This is a genomic window from Streptomyces sp. NPDC101151 (assembly GCF_044768335.1).
Taxonomy (GTDB): domain Bacteria; phylum Actinomycetota; class Actinomycetes; order Streptomycetales; family Streptomycetaceae; genus Streptomyces.
The window spans coordinates 19,671-41,814 of the sequence record NZ_JBIWPP010000028.1 but is presented as its reverse complement, the minus strand read 5'-3'; the positions used below and the strand labels follow the sequence as shown (position 1 = coordinate 41,814).

Genomic DNA, 22,144 nt, shown 5'->3' with positions numbered 1-22,144 from the left:
CACTCGCAGTCGTACTAATGCGGCGGTCGTCACAGCGCGGGCGGGGTACCCCGGGCGGGAATGTATGGCGGGGTCCCTTGTGTTGTGCCGCTGGACGACCTTCCCCGAGCTGCCTGAGGAGCGCGAGACATGCAGGGCACTGTGACGATGTACAGCACGACTTGGTGCGGTTACTGCCGCCGGCTGAAGAGCCAGCTGGACCGCGAGGGCATCGCGTACACCGAGATCAACATCGAGCAGGACCCCGAGTCCGCTGCTTTCGTGGAGAAGGCGAATGGCGGAAACCAGACGGTCCCGACCGTGCGTTTCGCGGATGGCTCGACGCTGACGAACCCGTCGCTGGCGCAGGTGAAGCAGAAGCTCGCCGCGTAACGGGGCGGGCCGCGCCTGCTGGGGAGGCGGCTCCTGAGGCTGTGGTGCCTCAGGGGCCGCTTTCTTATGTCTTGTCGCCTTGCGTCTTGTCTTCTTGTGTCTTGTCTCCTTGTGTCTTGTCCCACACCAGGGTGTAGCGCCACAGCGGCCGTCGCCGGAAGCGGCACCCCGGCAGGAGCTTGTGGGAGGCCTTGCGGACCTCGCCCCAGTGCATGGCCGGGTCGTCGGTCGGCATGCCGAGGGGGCCGTGCTTGCCGCCGCGCAGGAGCGCGTACAGGCGGCTGACGGGCAGCCCGCAGCCGCTGATCACCCGGTCCATGAAGGTGTGGTTGTACGCCAAGCCGACGATCATCAGGCGGCCGCCCGGCGCGACCAGCCGGGTGAGGCGGTCCACAGCTTCCTCGAAGCGGGCGTGGTGGACGACGGCGACCGCGCTGACATAGTCGTGGGCACCCTCGTCGAGCGAGTTCTCCCCGAGGTAGTCCGCCTCCAGGAAGGTGACGTTCGCCGGCTGCCGCTCGCGGGCAAGCCGGATCATCTCCGGGGAGCGGTCCACGCCGGTCACCTTCGCCGCCCTGGTGGCGAGCTTGCGGGCCAGCAGGCCGTCGCCGCAGCCGACGTCCAGGGCCGTGCGGCAGCCGTCGGGTACGGCGGCCAGCACGGTCCGGTGGTAGTGGACGTTGTGGTTCCAGTACGGGTCGGCGGTCATCCGCGCCGTTTCGGCCGCCTCAGACGAGGCTCCTCGTCGGCAGCGGCTTGCCGTACCACATCTCGATCAGCCGGGCGGCGATGGAGATGCCGTACGGGGGCAGCACGTCGCCGGTTTCGAAGGCCGCGTGGAGCTCCTCGCGGGAGAACCAGCGGGCTTCGTGGATCTCGTCGCCGTCGACGTTGATGTCGGTCGAGGTGGCGCGGGCCATGAAGCCCAGCATGAGGCTGGACGGGAAGGGCCAGGGCTGGCTGGCCACGTACTCGACCGGGCCGACGGTGATGCCGGCCTCCTCGAAGACCTCGCGGCGCACGGACTGCTCGATGGACTCGCCGGGCTCGACGAAGCCGGCGAGCGTGGAGAAGCGGCCCTCGGGCCAGTGGACCTGGCGGCCGAGCAGGATCCGGTCCTCCTCGTCGGTGACGGCCATGATCACGGCGGGGTCGGTGCGCGGGTAGTGCTCGGCGCCGCAGGCCGGGCAGCGGCGGATGTGGCCGGCGGCGGCGATGACCGTGCGCTCGCCGCAGCGGGAGCAGAATCGGTGGGTGCGCTGCCAGTTCTCCAGGCCGACCGCGTGGACCATGAGGCCCGCGTCGCGCGGTGACAGGAGGAGTCCGGCCTCGCGCAGGCCCGCCGGGCGCGCGGACTGGTCGATGCGGCCGGGCAGCGCGTCCTTCTGGAGCGCGAAGTAGCTGACGCCGTCGTCGTCGATGCCGAGGAAGTAGCGGTGGGCCTCGGTGAGCGGTGCCTCGAAGGAGGGGGTCATGACGAGTTCGGTCCGGCCGTCGGGTGTCTCGTCGATCAGTACCTGGCCGCCGGAGACCACGAAGCAGCGGGTGGTTGGGTGGCTCCACGCCGCCGCGAGCCAGGCCTCGTCGAGCCGGTGGTGGGCGGCGCGGTCGATGCCGCTCGGGGCGGTCAGCGAGATGGGTCGGTCTGCGGTGTGGTCGGTCCAGGTGGTCACGGGTGCTTCCAACTCCCCCAGTGGAACGGTTCGTTTCGGCGGGCGGTTCGGCGGGACGTAGGGCGGGAGGGCACCGGGCCGGGCCGGCGGGGTGTGCGGGCGGTTTCTCCAGTGTGCCCCGCGCCCGGTGCCGTCCCGTACGGCGTCTTCCGGTCAGGGGGCGTGACGCCAGTTCTCGGCGAGGTCGCCCCACAGGTAGGCGCTGGTTTCGACGCCCTTGAGGAGGAGGTCGAGTTCGACCTTCTCGTTCGGGGCGTGCCAGCCGTCGGAGGGGACGGAGATACCCAGGAAGAGGACGGGGGCGCCGAGGACCTCCTGAAGGTCGGCGGCGGGTCCGGAGCCACCCTCACGGGTGAAGCGGACCGGCCCCTGGAAGGCGCGGCTCATGGCGCGGGCCACGGACTGCAGCGCGGGGTGGTCGAGCGGGGTCAGGCAGGGGCGTGTGGCGGAGCCAAAGCTGATCTCGTGTCCGATCCCGGCGGGTATCTGCTCGGCGGCCCAGGCGCGGACGGCCTTCTCGACGTGGTCGGGGTCCTGGCCCGCGACCAGCCGGAAGGACAGCTTCACCATGGCCGAGGACGGGATGATCGTCTTGCTGCCGGGGCCCTGGTAGCCGCCGCCGATGCCGTTGACCTCGGCGGTGGGGCGGGCCCAGATGCGCTCCAGGGTGGTGTGCCCGGACTCGCCGTGGGTGGCGTGGGACTTGGCGGTGCGCAGCCACTGCTCCTCGTCGAACGGCAGCTCGGCGAAGAGTTCGCGTTCGCGGTCGGTCAGCTCCACGATGCCGTCGTAGAAGCCGGGGACCGCCACGCGCGCGTGCTCGTCGTGCAGGGCGGCCACGAGGCGGGCGGCGGCGGTGGCCGGGTTGGGCACGGCGCCGCCGAAGGAGCCGGAGTGGATGTCCTGGTCGGGTCCGTGGAGCCGGATCTCGCACTCGGCGAGGCCGCGCATGCCGGTGCAGACGGTCGGGGTGTCCTCGGACCACATGCCGGTGTCGGAGACGATCACGGCGTCGGCGGCGAGCCGGCCGGCACGGTCTTCGACAAGGTCCCGGAAGTGCGGGGAACCGGACTCCTCCTCGCCCTCGATCAGCAGCTTCAGGGTGAGGGCGGGGGCGGTGCGCCCGGTGGCCGCGAGGTGGGCGCGGACGCCGAGTGTGTGGAAGAACACCTGGCCCTTGTCGTCGGCCGCCCCGCGCGCGTAGAGCCGGTTCTCCCGGATGACGGGCTCGAACGGCTCGCTGTCCCAGCCGTCCTCGCGGGCGGCGGGCTGCACGTCGTGGTGGCCGTAGACGAGGACGGTGGGCGCCTCGGGGTCGTCCGAGGGCCACTCGGCGAAGACGGCCGGGGCGCCCGGGGTCGGCCAGACCTCGACGGTCGGGAAGCCGGTCTCCCGGAGCTTGACGGCGAGCCAGTCGGCGCTGTGCCGTACGTCGGGCGCGTGGTCGGGCTGGGCCGACACGGAGGGGATGCGCAGCCATGCTGTGAGGTCGTCGAGGAAGGCGGCGCGATGCTGCTCGATGTACGTGCGGACGGCGCTGTCCGGGGTCTGGCTCATGTTCACGAGCCTATCGGCCCGCACCGACATCCTCGGCGGGCGGTTCGTCACACCTGGGATCCCCGACGAGCCTCTTGCGTGTCGCCCGGGAGATCCCCGGTGAGCAGCCGTTCCAGGGCGGCCCGGTCCGGCAGGCCTTCGGGGCGTACGACCTCGCCGCTGCGCACGTACAGGAAGGATGCCGTGACCGACTCGGGCGGTACGCCCTGCTGCTCGGCCCAGGCCAGCCGGTACACGGCGAGCTGGAGCGGGTCGGCGGTGCGGGTGCGGCCGGTCTTCCAGTCGACGATCTCGTAGGTCGCCGCGTCGCCGTCGCCGTTCCTGTAGACGGCGTCGATACGGCCGCGTACGACCCGGCCGGCGAGGGTGAGCTGGAAGGGGGTCTCGATCCGGTACGGGGTGCGGTGGGCGTACTCGGTGCGTTCGAAGGCTTCCTTGAGGGCTTGGAGGTCGCGTTCGTCGGCGATCTCGGCGTCGCTGCCGGGCAGGTCGTCAGGCTCCAGCAGGGGCAGCGTCAGTTCCTCGAAGCGCGCCTCGACCCAGGCGTGGAAGCGGGTGCCACGGCGCGCGGCGGGTTGTGGCGGGCGCGGCATGGGGCGCGCGAGTTCCTGCGCGAGCCCGTCCGGGTCCTCGGCGAGACGCAGCAGCTGGGACGCGGTCAGCGTGGCGGGCAGGGGGACGTCCGTGACGCTGTTCCGGGCGCGCAGCAGCTCGCCGGTGAGCGCGTCGAGGTCGCGGTCCCAGGAGGCGATCGTGCGGGCCTCCTCGGGCGTGGGGGGCGTGGGGTGCTCCGTTTCGGCGCGGTGGTTGCGTGCGCTGCCGTGGGCGCGGTCGGCCGGGGCGGGCGCCTGGTGGGGGACGGTCGGCCGCTCGGCGGTCCAGGAGTCCCAGTCGTCGGGGTCCTGCGGGGAGGGGGCAGCCTTTGGTGCCGTGTCGTACGGTGCCGAGTCGTACGGTGCCGAGTCGCGCAGTGCCTCGTCGTACGGTGCCGCTTCGCCGAAGGGGTCCTGGTCGTACGAGGACTCTTCGCCGTACGGGTCCTCGTCGTCCGTCGGGGCGGCCCAGTCGGGGGTGTCTTCGTCAGGTGGCGCGGGCCAGTCGGGGTCGTCGAAGGCGGCGGGGTCGTGGGCGGCGGGCGGGTGGCCGTCCTGCCGGGCGGCGTGGGCGGCCAGGGCGTCCAGGTGGGTGAGGACGGTCTCGGCGGCGGTGCGGCGGCGGGCCAGGGCCGCCTCGTCGAGGGGCAGGGGCCACACCTGATCGGCGGTGGCCGTGTGCAGGGCCGGGTTCTCCTCGTCCTCGGCGGGTTCGTCGGCCCACGCCTCGGTCTCGCCGTACCCGGCGGCGCAGTGGTCGTGGAGGGCCTGGAGGAAGTCGGAGGGCCCGCGTGGCTTCTTCTGGCTGGGCCCCCACCAGTGGCCGGAGCCGAGGAGGAGGGAGCGGGGGCGGGTGAGGGTGACGTAGCCGAGGCGGAGTTCCTCGGTGTGCTGGTGCTCCTTCATCGCCTCGTGGAAGGCCTTCATGCCCCGGGAGTCCCAGGAGTCGACGTCGGGCAGGGTGTCGGTGTCGCCGCGCAGGGCGTGCGGCAGCACCTTGGCCTGCGCGGTCCACTTCTCGCGGCCCTGGGCGCTGGGGAAGGTGCCGTTGACCAGTCCGGGCACGGCGACGACGTCCCACTCCAGGCCCTTGGACTTGTGCGCGGTGAGCACCTTGACGGTGTTCTCGCCGCCGGGCAGGGCGTTGTCGAGGCCCTTCTCGTACTGGGCGGCGGTGCGCAGGAAGCCGAGGAAGGCGAGCAGCGTGGCCTCGCCGTCGCCGGCCGCGAAGGACGCCGCGACGTCCAGGAAGTTGGACAGGGTCTCGCGGCGACGGGCAGCGAGCGCGTGCGGGGACGCGGACAGCTCCACCTCCAGGCCGGTGACCGCGAGGACGCGGTGCAGGACGTCCATCAGCGGGTCGGACAGGGAGCGGCGCAGATCGCGCAGTTCGGCGGCCAGGCGGGCGAAGCGCACGCGCGCGTCCGGGGAGAACGGCAGCCCGTCGTCGTCCTCTTCGCCCTCGTTCAGGGGCGACTCCAGGAACGTGTCCAGGGCGTCCGCGAGGGATATCACCTCGGACGGGTCGACGCCTTCGACGGCCTCGGCGAGCCTGCGGTCGGGGTCGTCGCTGCCGTCGCCCACGCGCGCGTGGGCGACGAGCAGGCGGGCGCGGCGGCCGAGGAGGGCGAGGTCGCGGGGGCCGATGCGCCAGCGCGGGCCGGTCAGCAGGCGGACCAGGGAGGCGTTGGCCCCGGGGTCCTGGAGGACTTCGCAGACGGCGACGAGATCGGCGATCTCGGGCAGGTGCAGCAGCCCGGAGAGGCCGACGACCTCGACGGGGATGTCGCGGGCGACGAGGGCGCCCTGGATCTCGGCGAAGTCGGTCGCCGTGCGGCACAGTACGGCGATCTCGCCGGGGGCCTTGCCGGTACGCACCAGGTGGGCGATGGAGTCGGCGATCCAGTCGATCTCCTCCGCGTGGGTGTGCAGCAGGGCGCAGCGGACCGTGCCGTCGCGTTCGGCGCCGGGCGCCGGGCGGAGGGCCTCTACGCCCGCGTGCAGGGCTCGCAGCGGCTCGGCGAGGCCGTTGGCGAGGTCGAGGAGGCGGCCGCCGCTGCGGCGGTTCTCGCTGAGCGCCTGGCGGGTGGCGGGGCGGCCGTCGGCGCGGGCGAAGTGCTCGGGGAAGTCGTCCAGGTTGGCGACGGACGCGCCGCGCCAGCCGTAGATGGCCTGGCAGGGGTCGCCGACGGCGGTCACCGGGTGGCCCGTGCCGCCGCCGAACAGGCCCGACAGCAGGACCCGCTGGGCCACGGAGGTGTCCTGGTACTCGTCCAGGAGCACCACGCGGAACTCCTCGCGCAGCAGGCGGCCCGCCTCGGGGATGCCGGCGAGGCGGGCGGACAGGGCGATCTGGTCGCCGAAGTCGAGCAGGTCGCGTTCGCGTTTGGCGGCCCGGTAGCGCACGACGAGGTCGGTGAGTTCACGGCGGGCGGCGGCGGTCTCGGGAACCTTGCGCAGGTCGGCGTTGGTGAGCCTGGCGCCCTCCAGGGTGCCGAGCAGGCGGGCGTCCCAGGCACGCAGTTCCGCGGGGTCCACGAGGTGTTCGGCGAGTTCGGAGTCGAGGGCGAGCAGGTCGCTGACGAGGTCGGCGAAGGAGCGGGTCAGCGCCGGGTAGGGCCCGGGAGCCTCGCTGAGCACGCGAGCGGCGAGCTGGTAGCGGGTGGCGTCGGCCAGCAGCCGGGAGGTGGGTTCGAGCCCGATGCGCAGTCCGTGGTCGGCCAGCAGGCGGCCGGCGAAGGCGTGGTACGTCGAGATGACCGGCTCGCCCGGCGGGTTGTCCGGGTCGATGACCTCGGGGTCGGTGACGCCGGCCTTGATCAGTGCCTTGCGCACTCGCTCGGCCAGCTCGCCCGCGGCCTTGTTGGTGAAGGTCAGGCCGAGGACCTGTTCGGGGGCGACCTGGCCGGTGCCGACGAGCCAGACCACGCGGGCCGCCATCACCGTGGTCTTGCCCGAGCCGGCTCCGGCGACGATCACCTGCGGTGCGGGCGGCGCGACGACGCAGGCCGTCTGCTCGGGGGTGAACGGGATACCGAGGAGCTCTTTGAGCTGCTCGGGGTCGGTGATACGCGCGGGCATGTCGTCAGAGGCTAGCGGCGAGCACTGACAACCGAGGACGGATCGGCCGCCCGGGGAGGAAGAGACGCAGGTCAGCGCGGGTGGTGCCGTACGTCACTCGGGTACCCGCCGCGCTGCGGTGCCGTACGTCACTCGGGTATTCGCCGCGCTACGGCAGCCGTGCGTCACTCCACCACGTGCCGCCCCTCGGGCCGGGCACTGCAGGAGGCGCGGAACGCGCAGTGGGTGCAGTGCTGGCCGGTGGTCGGTGTGAACCGCTCGTCGAGGACCTTTCCGGCGGCGGTTGCCAGCAGGTCGCCGGCCCACTCCCCCGTCAGTGGCTCCTGGGCCTGCACCTTGGGCACGCTGTCGCCGCCGTCCCGTTTGGCCGCGGCCTGCCTGAGGTGTACCAGTTCCGCGCCGCCGGGTTCGGGTCGTACGCCGTCGAAGGCGCTGTCGGCGGCGCCTTCGCGGACGGCGAGCTGGTAGACGGCGAGCTGCGGATGGCGGGTCACCTCGGCGGCGCTGGGTGCCTGCTTGCCGGTCTTGAAGTCCACGACGTAGGCGCGGCCCTCGCCGTCCGCCTCGACGCGGTCCATCTGGCCGCGGATGCGGACCTGGTAGTCGCCGGCTTCGAGGGTGATGTCGAAGTCCTGCTCGCTGGCCACCGCGGTGCGGCCGGTGCGGTCCAGTACGTGCCAGTTCAGGAACCGTTCGAGCGCCACGCGCGCGTTGTCCTTCTCCTGCGCCGACTTCCAGGGCGCGTCGAAGGCGAGCGCGTTCCACACCGATTCGAGGCGCTCCATCAGCACGTCGAGGTCGGCGGGGGTGCGGCCGGAGGCCACTTCGTCGGCGAGGACGTGGACGACGTTGCCGAAGCCCTGGGCGGTGGTGGCGGGCGCGTCGGCCTTCACCTCGCGGCCCAGGAACCACTGCAGGGCACAGGTGTTGGCGAGCTGGTCGAGTGCGCTGCCGGAGAGCACGACGGGCTGGTCGCGGTGGCGCAGCGGCACCTTGCTCTCGGTCGGTTCGAACATGCCCCACCAGCGGTAGGGATGCGCGGACGGCACCAGGGGGCGGCCGTCCTCGTCGGCGAGCGCGGCGAGCCTCGCCAGTCGGCGGGCGGCGGCCTCTCGCAGGGCGGCGGAGACGCGCGGGTCGACGGTGGTGGCGCGCAGCTCGGCGACGAGCGCGGCCACGGACAGGGGACGGCGGGGGCGGCCGGTGACGTCCCGGGGTTCGACACCCAGCTCGGTCAGGAAACGGGAGGGCTGGTCGCCGTCGTCGGCCGGTGCCTTCACGGCGGTGACGACGAGACGTTCGCGCGCGCGCGTGGCGGCCACGTAGAACAGGCGGCGCTCCTCGGCGAGCAGCGCGCCCGGGGTGAGCGGTTCGGCGAGTCCGTCGCGGCCGATGCGGTCGGCCTCCAGCAGGGAGCCGCGGCGGCGCAGATCGGGCCACAGGCCCTCCTGGACACCGGCGACGACGACCAGCCGCCATTCCAGGCCCTTGGCGCGGTGGGCGGTCATCAGGCGGACGGCGTCGGGGCGTACGGCTCGGCGGGTGAGGGTGTCGGCGGCGATGTCCTCGGCGTCGATCTCCTCCAGGAAGTTCAGGGCGCCGCGGCCTCCGGTGCGCTCCTCCGCGCGCGCGGCGGTGGCGAACAGCGCGCACACGGCGTCCAGGTCGCGGTCCGCGTTCCGGCCGGCCGCGCCGCCGCGCCGGGCGGCGCGCTCCAGGCGCGCGGGCCAGGGCGTGCCCTCCCACAGGTCCCACAGGGCTTCCTCGGCCGTACCGCCGCCCGCGAGGCGTTCGCGGGCCTTGCGGAGCAGCGCGCCGAGGCGCTGTGCCCCCCGCGCGTACGCCGGGTCGTGCGCCACCAGGCGCTCGGGTTCGGCGAGCGCCCGCGCGAGCAGCTCGTCGGAGGGCGGCGGCAGCGGGTTCCCGGCGGCCCGCTCCTCCTCGCGGAGGGCGCGTCCCAGGCGGCGCAGGTCGGCGGTGTCCATGCCGGCGAGGGGGGAGGCGAGCAGGGTGAGGGCGGTCTCGGCGTCGAGCCAGTGCGTGTCCAGGCTCTGCTCGTCGCCGGGCATCCGGCTGTCGGGTTCGGTCGCCGACGGGACGTCGGCAGGAGTCTGCCGGTCGGGGTCGGCGGCCGATGGCTCACTGGCGGCCGCCAGCCTGTCGGATTCAGCGGCCGACGGGGCGTCGGCAGGTGCCTGCGGGGCGGCGTCGGGGTCGGCGGTCGACGGCTCGCCCACGGACCCCTGCGGGTCGACTTCAGCAGCCGACGGCCCATCGCCGGACCTGTGCGAATCGGCCTCTGCAGCCGACAGCTCGCCCAGGGACCCTTGCGAATCGACCTCAGCAGCCGACCGCTCACCCACAGACCTGTTCGAATCGGCCTCGACAGCCGACAGCTCGCCCACGGACCCCTGCGTATCGATTTCGGTATCCGACCGCTCACCCACAGACCCCTGCGAATCGACCTCAGCAGCCGCTGCCCCCTCGGCTTCGCCGGTCGCTCGCTCACCGGGGCGCCGATCGGCCTCCGCCGTGGCCACCGCCCTGAGTGCCGTCAGCAGCGGGGCAACCGCCGGCTCGTGGCGCAGGGGCAGGTCGTCGCCGTCGATGTCCAGGGGGACGCCGGCCGAGGTGAGGGCGCGGCGGAGCGTGGGGAGGGTGCGGGAGCCGGCGCGGACGAGGACGGCCATGTCGCTCCAGGGGACGCCGTCCTCCAGGTGCGCGCGGCGCAGGATGTCGGCGATGTTGTCCAGTTCCGTACCGGCCGTGGGGTACGTGTAGACCTCGACGCGGCCGCCGTCCCGTACGGCTGCCGGCTCACGGTGGACGCGTACCTTCTCGGCGGGCAGCCGGGGCAGCGGCATGCGCTGGGTGATCAGGCGGGTCGCGGCCAGCAGGGCGGCGGCGGAGCGGCGGGAGGTGCGCAGCACCTCGACGGGGGCGGGGCGGCCGTCGACGCGCGGGAAGGCCGCCGGGAAGTCCAGGATGCCGTTCACGTCGGCGCCACGGAACGTGTAGATCGACTGGTCGGGGTCGCCGAATGCGACCAGGGTGCGTCCGCCGCCGACCAGGGCGTGCAGGAGCCGTACCTGGGCGGGGTCGGTGTCCTGGTACTCGTCGACGTACACGGCGTCGTACCGGGCGGCGAGCCGTGCTGCGGCCTCGGGGCGGTGGGCGAGCAGCACGGCGCGGTGGACGAGTTCCGCGTAGTCGATGACGCCCTGCAGGTCGAGGACGTCGAGGTATTCGGCGAGGAAGGCGGCGGCCGCACGCCAGTCGGGGCGGCCGATGCGGCGGGCGAAGGCGTCCAGGGCGGCGGGGCCGAGGCCCAGCTCGCGGCTGCGGGCGAGGACGGCGCGGACCTCGTCGGCGAAACCGCGCGTGGTCAGGCAGGCGCGCAGCTCGTCCGGCCAGCGCACGTGGTCGAGCCCGAGCCGCTCCAGCTCGGGCTGCCCGGCGAGCAGCTCGCGGACGGTGACGTCCTGCTCGGGGCCGGAGAGCAGGCGCAGCGGCTCGGCGAACAGGCCGCTGTCCTGGTGGGCGCGGACCAGGGCGTAGCAGTAGGAGTGGAAGGTGGTCGCCCGGGGCGCGTGGGCCGCGCCGATGCGCAGGGCCATGCGGTCGCGCAGGCCGACGGCGGCCTTGCGGCTGAACGTCAGCACCAGGATCCGTTCCGGATCGCCGCCGCGGGCGATGCGGGCGGCCACGGACTCCACCAGGGTGGTGGTCTTGCCGGTGCCGGGACCTGCGAGAACGAGCAGCGGACCGGACCGGTGGTCAACCACCGCGCGCTGTTCGGCGTCAAGACGAGGGGGATCCGTCTTGGTCGGAGGGGTACGGACCAGTCGGTAAGCGCCACGGTTCCCCTGCCGCACCGGGGGGTGCGGCAGGCGCCTGGTGGAGGAAGAGGAGCTCACGTGGTTCGCCGGTCCTGGTGGTTGTGCTGGTGGGCAGGCGGTCACGCGTGGGAGGCGGTGGCCGCGGGGTGAGGGGGACACGTGCAGCCGACGCTACGCCGCCGCCCCGGACGGAAGCAGGGCTTCCGATTCTTCCCTCGCGGCGCTCGTGGCCCTCGCGTCACGCGGGTCCCTCACCTCACGAACGTACGTCATGCCACGGACGTCCCCCGTGTCCCTCGTACGGGCCACGGGTTCCCCTCGGTGGCATCCGATGGCGGAAGCTGTCAGGTGTGACCGTCCGCGACCGCGCCGCCGTCCCATCGCGCCCGTCTCATGTCGAGCCGCGGCAGATGGCCCTCGGTGCTCCTGCCCGCCTCCTTCAGGGGTGTGCCCTCCTCGCGGTAGTGACCGAGAGCACGCAGTTCGTGGCCGGGCAGCAGCACCCCGTCGGCGCGGACCACGCGCCACCACGGGACGGCGCCCCCGTAGAGGGCCATCACCCGGCCGACCTGGCGCGGGCCTCCCTCCTCGAGCCATTCGGCGACATCGCCGTACGTCATGACCCGCCCGGGCGGAATCCGCTCGGCGACCCCGAGGACCCGCTCGGCGTACTCCGGCAGCGCGTCCGTGTACCCCTCTCGGGTGTCCTCGGCAGGGCTCTGCTCGCTCATTCGCCCCATCCTGCCGCACGCCACCGACAACGCGGTGAGGAAGTCCGGGCACGGTCCTCTCGCCCTCCGGCGACGCTTCCGGCAGACTGTCCGCCCGCGCATCCGCACCCTGATGCCCGCTTGTGTCGGTGGGGCATGCCACCATCGTGCGGGCGGTGACCGGTGATACGAGACCAAGAAGAGACCATGAAGCAGCAGGGCGTGCACCCCGAAGACGCGGAGGGCACCCCTGACGTTTCCGCACGTCCGGACACCGCCCGAGCCGGCCGGACCGACGGCGATACGCCGGGCCGGGACGGCACCGGCGCCGCGGGCAAGGACAACGGCGCCGCGGGCAGGGACGACCGTGCCGCAGGCAAGGACGACCGTGCCGCAGGCAGGGACAACGGCGCGGACGAGGACGGTACGCGCGCGCGTGCGGCCGACGCCGGCGCCTCCGAGGGGGCGCACACCCGCGGGAATCCGCGCCACGGCGACGGACCGGGGGCTCAGGACGAGGATCCGCACCCGGAGGAGGTCGAGGGCGACGAACCGCTGCTGCCCGCGCGCGTGCACCGTCCCTCCGACCTCATGCGGCTGCTGGTGGGCGTACTCGCCATCGTCGTGCTGCTCGCGATCGCCGCGTTCGCGCACGGCACCACCTCGGGCCTCGAACAGGACATCAACAAGGGCACCGGGCAGGCCCCCGACCTGCTGATCAAGATCGCGGGACTCGCGTCCAGCATCGCGATCCTGCTGGTGCCGGTCGCCTTCGCGATCGAGCGGCTGATCAAACGGGACGGGCTGCGGATCGCCGACGGCGTCCTCGCCGCCGTCCTGGCGCACGGAGTGACCCTCGCCACCGACCTGTGGGTCGCCCAAGCCGCCCCGGACTCCATCCAGGAGGCGCTCACCCAGCCGTCACCGGGCGACATCCACGCTCTGACCGACCCGGTGCACGGCTATCTCGCGCCCGTCATCGCCTATATGACGGCCGTCGGCATGTCCCGCAGGCCCCGATGGCGTGCGGTGCTGTGGATCGTGCTGCTGCTCGACGCGTTCTCGATGCTGGTCACCGGCTACACAACACCGTTCTCGATCATCCTGACGGTGCTGATCGGCTGGACCATCGCCTACGGAACGCTGTACGCGGTCGGCTCGCCCAATGTCCGCCCCACCGGGCAGACCCTGATGGCAGGCCTCAGGCACGTGGGCTTCCACCCGGTCACCGCGGCCCGCGAGGAGGCCGTGGAGACGGAGAACGGCGACCGGGGACGGCGCTACTTCGTCACCCTGGAGGACGGCCCGCCGCTCGACGTCACCGTCGTCGACCGGGAGCAGCAGGCCCAGGGCTTCTTCTACCGTGCCTGGCGCAATCTGACCCTGCGCGGCTTCGCCACCCGCTCCAGCCTCCAGTCGCTGCGCCAGGCGCTGGAGCAGGAGGCGCTGCTCGCGTACGCGGCGATCGCGGCGGGCGCCAACGCGCCCAAGCTGATCGCCACCTCCGAACTCGGCCCGGACGCGGTGATGCTCGTCTACGAGCACTCGGGCGGGCGCACGCTGGACTCGCTGCCCGACGAGGTGATCACCGACGAGCTGTTGCGCAACGCCTGGCACCAGGTGCAGGCGTTGCAGTCCCGGCGCATCGCGCACCGCAGACTCGCCGGTGACGCGATTTTGGTGGATCGTTCCGGCAGGGTGATCCTCACCGAGCTGCGCGGCGGCGAGATCGCGGCCGGCGACCTGCTGCTTCGGATGGACGTCGCCCAGCTGGTCACCACACTCGGCCTGCGGGTGGGCGCCGAACGGGCCGTGGCCTCGGCCGTCGGTGTGCTCGGACCGGACGCGGTCGCCGACTGCCTGCCGATGCTGCAGCCCATCGCGCTGACGCGCTCCACGCGCTCGACGCTGCGCCGGCTGGCCCGCGAACGGGCCCAGCGCGAGCGCGAGGCGGTGCTGGAGGCGTCCCGGCTGGCCAAGCAGGCCCGGCTGGAAGAGGCCTCCGAGACCGCCGGGCCCGTGCTCGAAAAGCCCGACAAGAAGACGGTCCGGGCCGAGCAGCGGGCCGAGAAGCGCGCCATGGACGAGGCCCTCGAAGAGGCCCGCGAAGAGGATCTGCTCACGCAGATCCGGCACGAGGTGCTGCGGATCAGGCCGCAGGCCCCCGTGGAGCCGGCCCGCCTGGAGCGGGTGCGGCCGCGCACGCTGATCAGCTTCATCGCGGGCGCGATCGGCGCCTACTTCCTGCTGACCCAGCTCACCCACATCGAGTTCGGCAGGCTGTTCGCGCAGGCCCAGTGGGGCTGGGTGATCGCCGCGGTGCTGTTCTCCGCGCTCAGCTACGTGGCCGCCGCGATGGCGCTGCTCGGCTTCGTACCGGAGCGGGTGCCGTTCCTGCGAACGGTCGCGGCCCAGGTCGCCGGGTCCTTCGTGAAGATCGTGGCACCGGCGGCGGTCGGCGGTGTCGCCCTGAACACGCGCTTCCTGCAGCGCCAGGGCGTACGCCCCGGGCTCGCGGTGGCGAGCGTCGGCGCGTCACAGCTGTTCGGGCTCGGCTGCCACATCCTGATGCTGCTGTCCTTCGGCTACCTGACCGGCACCGAGAAGACGCCGTCGCTGTCGCCGTCCCGGACGGTCATCGCGGGGCTGCTGACCGTGGCGGTGCTGGTGCTGGTCGTGACGTCGGTGCCGTTCCTGCGGAAATTCGTCGTCACGCGCGTGAGGTCGCTGTTCGCCGGTGTCGTGCCGCGCATGCTCGACGTGCTCCAGCGTCCGCAGAAGCTCGTCACCGGTATCGGCGGCATGCTGCTGCTGACCGCCTGCTTCGTGATGTGCCTGGACGCCTCCATCCGCGCGTTCGGCGACGACTCGACCTCGCTGAGCATCGCCAGCGTCGCCGTGGTCTTCCTCGCCGGCAACGCGCTCGGCTCCGCGGCGCCCACCCCGGGCGGTGTGGGCGCGGTCGAGGCGAGCCTGACGCTCGGCCTGATCGCAGTCGGCCTCCCCAAGGAGGTCGCCGCACCGGCCGTCCTGCTGTTCCGGCTGCTGACGCTGTGGCTGCCCGTGCTGCCGGGCTGGCTCGCCTTCAACCAGCTCACACGCAAGGGCGCCCTGTAGGCACGCCTCCCGGAACAGAGCTGCGGAGCAGACCCGGGGGACGTACCTCGTACGGCCCGCGCCCCGCGCGCCCCGGCGGGCGCGGGCCCAGGATGGAACCATGGCGAACCCCTCCCGGCTGCGTGCCGCCGCCCTGACCACCAGCGCCGTGCTGCTGGCCGCTCTGCTGGCCGGATGCAGCGGCGCAAGCGCCGAGGACGGGGACCTCACGGCACAGAAGCTGGACTGGAAGGACTGCCCGGCTCCGTCGGAGGCGGAAGGCGGCGGCAGCACCCCTTCCCCGCTGCCGAACGGCACCAAATGGCAGTGCGCCACCATGAAGGCGCCCCTGGACTGGAGCAAGCCCAAGGGCGACACCATCGGACTCGCCCTGATCCGCGCCAAGGCCAGCGGCGACCCGGGCAAGCGGATCGGCTCGCTCGTGTTCAACTTCGGCGGCCCCGGCGGCAGCGGCGTCACCACGCTGCCCGCCTTCGGCTCGGACTACGCCACCCTGAACACCCGCTACGACCTCGTGAGCTTCGACCCCCGCGGGGTGGGCCGCAGCGCGCCCGTCGAATGCGAGAACGACGCCCAGCTCGACGAGTACTTCCAGCAGGACGCGACGCCCGACGACAGCGCCGAGCGCACCCAGCTGCTGGAGCGCACCAAGCAGTTCAACGCGGCCTGCGAGAAGCACTCCAAGACGGTCCTTCCGCATGTGCGCACCACCGACGCGGCGCGCGACATGGACCTGATGCGCCAGGTCCTCGGCGACGACAAGCTGCACTACTTCGGCATCTCCTACGGCACCGAACTCGGCGGCGTCTACGCCCATCTGTTCCCCAAGAACGTCGGCCGGGCGGTGTTCGACGCGGTCGTCGACCCCACCCAGAACCCCGAACAGAGCGCGCTCGGGCAGGCCAAGGGCTTCCAGCTCGCGCTCGACAACTTCGCCGAGGACTGCACCTCGAAGACGACCGAGTGCCCCATCGGGGACACCGCGCAGGACGTCAAGGACCGTATCGCCACACTGCTGAAGGACCTGGAGAAGAAGCCGATCCCCGGCGTCCTCCCGCGGCAGCTGACCCAGACCGCGGCGACCAACGGCATCGCGCAGTCCCTGTACTCCAAGGACTTCTGGGACTACCTCACCGAGGGGCTCGAGCAGGCGTACGACGGCGACGGCAGGATCCTGATGCTGCTGTCCGACTCGATGAACGGACGCAGCGAGAACGGCGAGTACAGCAACATCACCGCGGCCAACATCGCCATCAACTGCTCCGACGAGAAACCCCGGTACACCACGGACCACGTCCAGCAGCAGCTTCCCGAATTCCGCGCGGCATCCCCGCTGTTCGGGGACTACCTGGCCTGGGGCATGATCAGCTGCACCGACTGGGCTGTGCCCGGTGCCGCCGACCATCCCGACGTCAGCGCGCCGGGATCGGCGCCCATCCTCGTCGTCGGCAACACCGGTGACCCCGCCACCCCGTACGAGGGCGCGAAGAAGATGGTGGACGCGCTCGGCAAGGGCGTCGCCGTGGAGCTGACGTACAAGGGCCAGGGACACGGGGCGTACGACAGCAAGAACAAGTGCGTGCAGAGCGCGGTGAACAACTACCTGCTGAACGGGAAGGTGCCGAAGGCCGACACAGTCTGCACCTAGTGAAAGTCGCCGCGACATCGCAGGTCAGAGGGTTATCCACAGGCCGTCACGGAGTGGGTGCGCTCAGCCTACGATGGCCTGGACGCCCGCCGCGGCAGGACGCGGAGGGCCTGCGAGGGGGTGCACATGTCGCGATTCCTGCGGTGGACGGCCGCCGCGGCCGCAGCGCTGCTGGTGGCCGGATGCGGGGGCGGTACGTCGGACGGGGGCCAGGACGAGGGCAAGGGGACAGGCTCGGCGAAGGCGTCCGGGCCGGCTCCCGCACCGGCGTCACCGTCCCCGGTGCACCTCCCCTCCTCCCTCACCTCCCAACGGCTCGGCTGGAAGGGGTGCAAGGCCACCGGCGATGCCACCGCGCCGAGCGACGACTGGCGGTGCGCCACACTCAAGGTGCCGCTGGACTGGTCGAAGCCGGACGGCAGGACGATCGACCTCGCGCTCATCCGTGCCCGGGCGACCGGAAGCGACCGGATCGGCTCGCTGCTGTTCAACTTCGGCGGCCCCGGCGGCTCCGGTGTGTCGATGATGCCGTACTACGGAGCCACCGTCTCCGAACTGCGCGAGCGCTACGACCTCGTGAGCTGGGACCCTCGTGGGGTCGGCGCCAGCGAGGGCGTCCGCTGCCGCAGCGACCGGGACATCGAGGCCGCCGAGCAAGTGGACGCCACCCCGGACACCCCGGCCGAGGAGAAGGCGTACCTGCAGGACGCCACCGCCTTCGGCAAGGGGTGCCAGAAGGCCACCGGCGAGCTGATGGCGCATGTCTCCACGACCGACACCGCGCGCGACATGGACCTGATGCGTCAGGTACTCGGCGACCGGACGATGCACTACTTCGGCATTTCCTACGGCACCGAACTGGGCGGTGTGTACGCCCACTTGTTCCCGAAGCGGGTCGGCCGGCTGATCCTCGATGCGGTGGTCGACCCGACGGCGGGCGCGGTGGGCCACGCCGAGAACCAGACCCGCGGCTTCCAACGGGCTCTGGACAACTATCTGAAGTCCACCGGCCAGGACCCGAAACAGGGCTCCCGGAAGATCGCGGACCTGCTCCAGCGGATCGACGCCAAGCCGCTGCCCACCTCGTCCGGGCGGAAGCTCACCCAGACGCTCGCGGTCACCGGCATCGTCCTGCCGCTCTACAGCGAGGCCGCCTGGCCACGGCTGACGAGCGCGCTCAAGTCGGCGGAGAGTGGGGACGGTTCGAAGCTGCTGGCACTCGCGGACGACTACAACGACCGGGACTCCTCAGGTCACTACGGCACGACGAGCCACGCCCAACGGGTCATATCGTGCCTGGACGACAGGCAGCGGCCCACGCTCGCGCAGACGAAGAATCTGCTGCCCCGGTTCGAGCGGATCTCGCCGGTGTTCGGGGACTTCCTGGGCTGGGACGCGGCCGGCTGGTGCCACGACTGGCCGGTGCCGGGCCAGTACGACACCCCCGAAGTCAGCGCCCCTGGCGCGGCACCGATCCTGCTGGTCGGCAACACCGGCGACCCGGCGACACCGTACGAGGGCGCCCGCAGGATGGCCGACGAACTGGGCAAGGGCGTCGGAACCGAGCTCACCTGGAAGGGCGAGGGCCACGGGGCGTACGGCAACGGCAGCGACTGCGTCGACGCGGCGGTGAACGCCTACCTGCTCGACGGGACGGTCCCGAAGGACGGCACGGTCTGCTCATGACGACGGCGGGGCCCGGGCGTCTTCCGTGGCGAACCGGTGGGATCGCGAGAACCGAACCGTCGCGGCGTTACCGTAGCCACGCGTCGACTGCCTGACAGTGCCGGAGGAGCAAGCCGCATGGAGATCGTGACGTCACAGAAGATCACCACGTTCTTGATGTTCGAGGGCAACGCCGAGAAGGCGATGACCTTCTACATCTCGCTCTTCGACGACGCTGAGATCGTCAGCATCACCCGCTACGGCGCCGATGGTCCCGGCAAGGAGGGGAGCGTGCAGCATGCGACGTTCTCGCTCGCCGGCGAGCAGTTGATGTGCATCGACAGCCCCGCGAAACACGACTTCACCTTCACACCCGCGGTCTCGCTCTTCGTGCAATGCGAGAACGAGGCCGAGATCGACCGCCTCTACGCCGCCCTCGCCGAGCAAGGAGCAGAGCTCATGCCGCTGGGAAGCTACGGCTTCAGCCCCAGGTTCGGCTGGGTCAACGACCGGTTCGGTGTCTCCTGGCAACTGAACCTGCCCGCGTGAGCCAATGAGTTCCGAGACATATGGGAACGGACCGAACTCCGGAAGCGGTGGTCGTCGGCCGCACCGTCGTTCGTGCCGACTTCGTGATGTTCCGAGGCGAGTCGGTGGCTGCTCCGAGGATGCTGCTCCTGAACGAGATGAAGTTCGAGCCGGGTGGATGGTTCGAGCTCGAGCGGCCCCTGTTCCTGAAGGCGGGTGACCTGCTCGTCAGGGACGGCGACCAGGTCATCGTGCGCCGAGCCACCGGGCAGGAGGAGCGGCCGGCCGGGAGCTTCTCGCCTTGGTGCCGGCGCACGCGACTGCGCTGACGGCAAAAGCAGAAGCCCACGGCATCCGACCTGGTCAGAGCCGTGGGCTTCTGCTGTCCCGCTGGCCGGCGGAACCGTTGATCAGTAGACCGGCTTGTCCGGCTCGATCTGGTTCACCCAGCCGATGACGCCGCCGCCGACGTGGACGGCGTCCGCGAAGCCCGCGGACTTCAGCACGGCGAGCACTTCCGCACTGCGGACACCCGTCTTGCAGTGCAGGACGATCTTCTTGTCCTGCGGGAGGGCCTCCAGGGCGGTGCCCATGAGGAACTCGTTCTTCGGGATCAGCTTGGCGCCCGGGATCGAGACGATCTCGTACTCGTTGATCTCGCGGACGTCGATGATCTCGATGTTCTCGCCGTCGTCGATCCACTCCTTGAGCTGCTTGGGAGTGATCGTCGAGCCGGCGGCAGCCTCCTGGGCCTCCTCGGAGACGACGCCGCAGAAGGCCTCGTAGTCGATGAGCTCGGTGACGGTCGGGTTCTCGCCGCAGACCGCGCAGTTCGGGTCCTTGCGGACCTTGACCTGGCGGTACTGCATCTCCAGGGCGTCGTAGATCATCAGACGGCCGACCAGCGGCTCACCGGTGCCGGTGAGTACCTTGATCGCCTCGGTGACCTGGATGGAGCCGATGGACGCGCACAGCACGCCCAGCACTCCGCCCTCGGCGCAGGAGGGGACCATGCCGGGGGGCGGGGGCTCCGGGTAGAGGCAGCGGTAGCAGGGGCCGTGCTCGGACCAGAAGACCGAGGCCTGGCCGTCGAAGCGGTAGATCGAGCCCCACACGTACGGCTTGTTCAGCAGCACGCAGGCGTCGTTCACCAGGTAACGGGTCGCGAAGTTGTCCGTGCCGTCGACGATCAGGTCGTACTGGCTGAAGATGTCCATCACGTTCTCGGCTTCGAGCCGCTCTTCGTGAAGGATCACGTTCACGTACGGGTTGATGCCCAGGACGGAGTCGCGCGCGGACTCCGCCTTGGAGCGGCCGATGTCCGCCTGGCTGTGGATGATCTGGCGCTGCAGGTTCGACTCGTCGACCTCGTCGAACTCCACGATGCCGAGGGTGCCCACGCCCGCGGCGGCCAGGTACATCAGCGCCGGCGAGCCCAGGCCGCCGGCGCCCACACAGAGCACCTTGGCGTTCTTCAGCCGCTTCTGCCCGTCCATCCCGACGTCGGGGATGATCAGGTGGCGGGAGTACCTGCGGACCTCGTCTACGGTGAGCTCAGAGGCTGGCTCGACCAGGGGTGGCAGCGACACGGGGACTCCGTTGGTCGGTCAATCACTACGGTTGTTCTCCCCGTAACACTGCCACGGCCTTCTTCATTCCGAGACACCCGTTCCGACACGCGAGACGATTTCGTCCCAGTAGCCGGGCATGGTCTCCCATGGATCGGTGCGGCCGCCGTGATCGGTGCGGTCGGTGAAGTAGATCGTCGCCGCGCCCTGCCAGCGCGCGATGCGCAGCGCCTCCTCCAGATGGCCGCGGGGCACACCGTGCACGAAGTGGCAGAAACGGTCGGGCGGATAGTCGGCGGTCCACTCGGCGACCTGCGAGAAGCGGTAGTCGGACCAGGGACCGGAGAAGGTCACCAACTGGTCGGCGCTCTCCGCGTAGCCGGGGTAAGGGTGGCTGCCGTGGCCGAGGACGATGTGGGCGGTGTCGGTGATCGTCCGCAGCGCGGCGATCGCCCGGCGGACCTCGGGAAGCGCGGCGCGCTCCGCGGGACAGCGGTCCAGCAGGAAGCCGTCGACGCGGTACCAGTCCAGGTGGCGGTGCGCGTCGGAGAGCAGGTCGCCGAAGGGGCGGGCGCCATGGGTGAGGTCCAGCTGGCCGAGGACCCGGACGCCCGTGTTGCGCAGCCGGCCCGCGGCTTCCAGACAGTGCGGGTCGGGGCGGGTGCCGGGCCCGGCGGCGACGTTGAGCACGACCCAGTCCAGGGGTGTGCCGGGGCGGGTGAGTTCGGCCCACTGGGCCGGGGCGACGAGCGGGTGGGCGTAGCCCGGGATGCCGAGGGCGGTACGGACGTCGGTGCCGGTGGTGCCGGTTGTGGTGCTGGTCAGATGCGGCATGCCGCCTCCATCCAGATGTCGGCGAGGGATTCTTCGAGGTTGATCCGGGGCCGCCAGCCGAGCCGGTCGCGGGCGGTGCGCACATCGGCCTGCTGCCAGCTGCCGCAGCCGTCCGGGTACGGGTATGCGACGGGGGACACGTGGTCGGAGTCGGCGCGGGGGTGGCCGATGGCGCTGCGCAGTGGCCCGGGAGGGGCGTCGAGTTCGTGCAGGGCGCCGCCGTATCCGGCGACCCGGGCGAGGACGGCGGCGGCGTCGCGGAGGCGGACGCCGCGGCCGGAACCGATGTTGATGACGCCCTGTGCGGCGGAGAGCGAAGCGGCGTGCACGGCGCGGGCGACGTCGCGGACGTCGACGAAGTCCCGCTGGACGCCGAGCCCGCCGAGCTTGAGTTCGCCGTCGCCGGACTGCATGGCGCGGCGCATGGCCTCGGCGAGGCGGCCGAGCGGCGAGCCGGCCGGGGTGCCTGGTCCGGCGGGTGAGAAGACGCGCAGGACGACGGCGTCGAGGCCGGAGCCGAGGACCAGTTCGGTGGCGGCGAGCTTGCTGACGCCGTACGGGCCCCCGGGGCGGGGCACGGCGTCCTCGGCCGTGGAGGAGCCGGGCTGGCTCGGGCCGTACTCGGAGCCGCACCCGATCTGCACCAGGCGGGCGCCACAGCCGCTGCGGCGCAGAGCCTCGCAGACGGTGGCCACGGCGACGGTGTTGTGCCGGGTGAGTTCGCGGGCGCCGCCGCGGGTGGCGCCCGCGCAGTTGACGACGACTCCGGGGTGGACCGCGTCCAGGAAGCGGGTGAGCGCTCCGGGGCTGCCGGTGGCGAGGTCGAAGCGGACGTCGGCGTCGTCGCCGCGGCCGAGCGCGGTGAGCTGGACGGCCGGGTCGGCGAGCAGGCGGTCGGCGACGAAGCGGCCGATGTACCCGTTGGCTCCGATCAGCAGGACCCTCATCGGGCGGCTCCC

Annotated in this window: 15 protein-coding genes; 6 read left to right on the top strand and 9 right to left on the bottom strand. The window is 72.0% G+C overall.

What is annotated here, in order from left to right:
- Nucleotides 1-129: 129 nt before the first annotated feature.
- Nucleotides 130-372: a mycoredoxin gene (locus tag ACIRU3_RS35295; RefSeq protein WP_061924256.1), complete on the top strand. Its 243-nt coding sequence runs from the start codon at nucleotides 130-132 to the stop codon at nucleotides 370-372.
- Between the two features lie 64 nt (nucleotides 373-436).
- On the opposite strand, the gene ACIRU3_RS35290 is transcribed toward ACIRU3_RS35295, so the two are convergent.
- The 6 genes from ACIRU3_RS35290 to ACIRU3_RS35265 all read right to left on the bottom strand — a co-directional run bounded on the left by ACIRU3_RS35290 (nucleotide 437) and on the right by ACIRU3_RS35265 (nucleotide 11,846).
- Nucleotides 437-1,081, bottom strand: coding sequence for a class I SAM-dependent methyltransferase (locus ACIRU3_RS35290; protein ID WP_404065347.1), 645 nt, complete (start codon nucleotides 1,079-1,081; stop codon nucleotides 437-439).
- Between the two features lie 19 nt (nucleotides 1,082-1,100).
- Entirely contained in the window at nucleotides 1,101-2,045 is a 945-nt protein-coding gene (gene nudC, locus ACIRU3_RS35285) for an NAD(+) diphosphatase (protein ID WP_404065345.1), read from the bottom strand.
- Between the two features lie 153 nt (nucleotides 2,046-2,198).
- Nucleotides 2,199-3,602 (bottom strand): dipeptidase, encoded by a 1,404-nt coding sequence (locus ACIRU3_RS35280; RefSeq protein WP_404065343.1) that lies wholly within the window; start codon nucleotides 3,600-3,602, stop codon nucleotides 2,199-2,201.
- A 47-nt stretch (nucleotides 3,603-3,649) separates the two neighbouring features.
- Nucleotides 3,650-7,276 carry a UvrD-helicase domain-containing protein gene (locus ACIRU3_RS35275; RefSeq protein WP_404065341.1) on the bottom strand — a complete coding sequence of 1,209 codons (3,627 nt, stop codon included), beginning with the start codon at nucleotides 7,274-7,276 and terminating at the stop codon, nucleotides 3,650-3,652.
- Nucleotides 7,277-7,440: 164 nt separating this feature from the next.
- Nucleotides 7,441-11,061 carry a UvrD-helicase domain-containing protein gene (locus tag ACIRU3_RS35270; RefSeq protein ID WP_404065338.1) on the bottom strand — a complete coding sequence of 1,207 codons (3,621 nt, stop codon included), beginning with the start codon at nucleotides 11,059-11,061 and terminating at the stop codon, nucleotides 7,441-7,443.
- A 398-nt stretch (nucleotides 11,062-11,459) separates the two neighbouring features.
- Nucleotides 11,460-11,846, bottom strand: a complete 387-nt coding sequence (locus tag ACIRU3_RS35265) for an MGMT family protein (protein ID WP_404065335.1) — start codon at nucleotides 11,844-11,846, stop codon at nucleotides 11,460-11,462.
- A gap of 186 nt (nucleotides 11,847-12,032) precedes the next feature.
- Here ACIRU3_RS35265 and ACIRU3_RS35260 point away from each other — a divergent pair, with 186 nt between their 5' ends.
- The 5 genes from ACIRU3_RS35260 to ACIRU3_RS35240 all read left to right on the top strand — a co-directional run bounded on the left by ACIRU3_RS35260 (nucleotide 12,033) and on the right by ACIRU3_RS35240 (nucleotide 19,112).
- On the top strand, nucleotides 12,033-14,942 hold the full coding sequence (locus ACIRU3_RS35260) for a lysylphosphatidylglycerol synthase domain-containing protein (RefSeq protein WP_404065333.1): 2,910 nt from the start codon (nucleotides 12,033-12,035) through the stop codon (nucleotides 14,940-14,942).
- Between the two features lie 100 nt (nucleotides 14,943-15,042).
- The gene (locus ACIRU3_RS35255) at nucleotides 15,043-16,590 is read left to right on the top strand and encodes an alpha/beta hydrolase (protein WP_404065330.1); all 1,548 of its coding nucleotides are present in this window, start codon (nucleotides 15,043-15,045) and stop codon (nucleotides 16,588-16,590) included.
- A 126-nt stretch (nucleotides 16,591-16,716) separates the two neighbouring features.
- Nucleotides 16,717-18,276: an alpha/beta hydrolase gene (locus tag ACIRU3_RS35250; protein ID WP_404065327.1), complete on the top strand. Its 1,560-nt coding sequence runs from the start codon at nucleotides 16,717-16,719 to the stop codon at nucleotides 18,274-18,276.
- Nucleotides 18,277-18,393: 117 nt separating this feature from the next.
- Nucleotides 18,394-18,804 (top strand): VOC family protein, encoded by a 411-nt coding sequence (locus tag ACIRU3_RS35245; RefSeq protein WP_404065324.1) that lies wholly within the window; start codon nucleotides 18,394-18,396, stop codon nucleotides 18,802-18,804.
- A gap of 20 nt (nucleotides 18,805-18,824) precedes the next feature.
- A complete protein-coding gene (locus ACIRU3_RS35240; protein WP_404065322.1) occupies nucleotides 18,825-19,112 on the top strand; it encodes a hypothetical protein in 288 nt (95 codons plus the stop codon).
- Between the two features lie 81 nt (nucleotides 19,113-19,193).
- Here the strand turns inward: ACIRU3_RS35240 and moeZ are convergent, their stop codons facing one another.
- From moeZ to ACIRU3_RS35225, 3 genes are all read right to left on the bottom strand, one after another.
- The gene (gene moeZ / locus ACIRU3_RS35235) at nucleotides 19,194-20,372 is read right to left on the bottom strand and encodes an adenylyltransferase/sulfurtransferase MoeZ (RefSeq protein WP_404065320.1); all 1,179 of its coding nucleotides are present in this window, start codon (nucleotides 20,370-20,372) and stop codon (nucleotides 19,194-19,196) included.
- A gap of 63 nt (nucleotides 20,373-20,435) precedes the next feature.
- On the bottom strand, nucleotides 20,436-21,185 hold the full coding sequence (locus ACIRU3_RS35230) for a spherulation-specific family 4 protein (RefSeq protein ID WP_404065317.1): 750 nt from the start codon (nucleotides 21,183-21,185) through the stop codon (nucleotides 20,436-20,438).
- Nucleotides 21,173-22,132 carry an NAD-dependent epimerase/dehydratase family protein gene (locus tag ACIRU3_RS35225; RefSeq protein WP_404065315.1) on the bottom strand — a complete coding sequence of 320 codons (960 nt, stop codon included), beginning with the start codon at nucleotides 22,130-22,132 and terminating at the stop codon, nucleotides 21,173-21,175. The genes ACIRU3_RS35230 and ACIRU3_RS35225 overlap by 13 nt, the downstream gene beginning before the upstream one ends.
- Nucleotides 22,133-22,144: the final 12 nt, after the last annotated feature.

Bases quoted from the DNA above. Each gene is read 5' to 3' on its own strand.
- ACIRU3_RS35295 (WP_061924256.1), top strand. From the start codon at position 130: ATGCAGGGCACTGTGACGATGTACAGCACGACTTGGTGCGGTTACTGC.
- ACIRU3_RS35290 (WP_404065347.1), bottom strand. From the start codon at position 1,081: ATGACCGCCGACCCGTACTGGAACCACAACGTCCACTACCACCGGACC.
- ACIRU3_RS35280 (WP_404065343.1), bottom strand. From the start codon at position 3,602: ATGAGCCAGACCCCGGACAGCGCCGTCCGCACGTACATCGAGCAGCAT.
- ACIRU3_RS35275 (WP_404065341.1), bottom strand. From the start codon at position 7,276: ATGCCCGCGCGTATCACCGACCCCGAGCAGCTCAAAGAGCTCCTCGGT.
- ACIRU3_RS35265 (WP_404065335.1), bottom strand. From the start codon at position 11,846: ATGAGCGAGCAGAGCCCTGCCGAGGACACCCGAGAGGGGTACACGGAC.
- ACIRU3_RS35260 (WP_404065333.1), top strand. From the start codon at position 12,033: ATGAAGCAGCAGGGCGTGCACCCCGAAGACGCGGAGGGCACCCCTGAC.
- ACIRU3_RS35255 (WP_404065330.1), top strand. From the start codon at position 15,043: ATGGCGAACCCCTCCCGGCTGCGTGCCGCCGCCCTGACCACCAGCGCC.
- ACIRU3_RS35250 (WP_404065327.1), top strand. From the start codon at position 16,717: ATGTCGCGATTCCTGCGGTGGACGGCCGCCGCGGCCGCAGCGCTGCTG.
- ACIRU3_RS35245 (WP_404065324.1), top strand. From the start codon at position 18,394: ATGGAGATCGTGACGTCACAGAAGATCACCACGTTCTTGATGTTCGAG.
- ACIRU3_RS35240 (WP_404065322.1), top strand. From the start codon at position 18,825: ATGGGAACGGACCGAACTCCGGAAGCGGTGGTCGTCGGCCGCACCGTC.
- ACIRU3_RS35230 (WP_404065317.1), bottom strand. From the start codon at position 21,185: ATGCCGCATCTGACCAGCACCACAACCGGCACCACCGGCACCGACGTC.
- ACIRU3_RS35225 (WP_404065315.1), bottom strand. From the start codon at position 22,132: ATGAGGGTCCTGCTGATCGGAGCCAACGGGTACATCGGCCGCTTCGTC.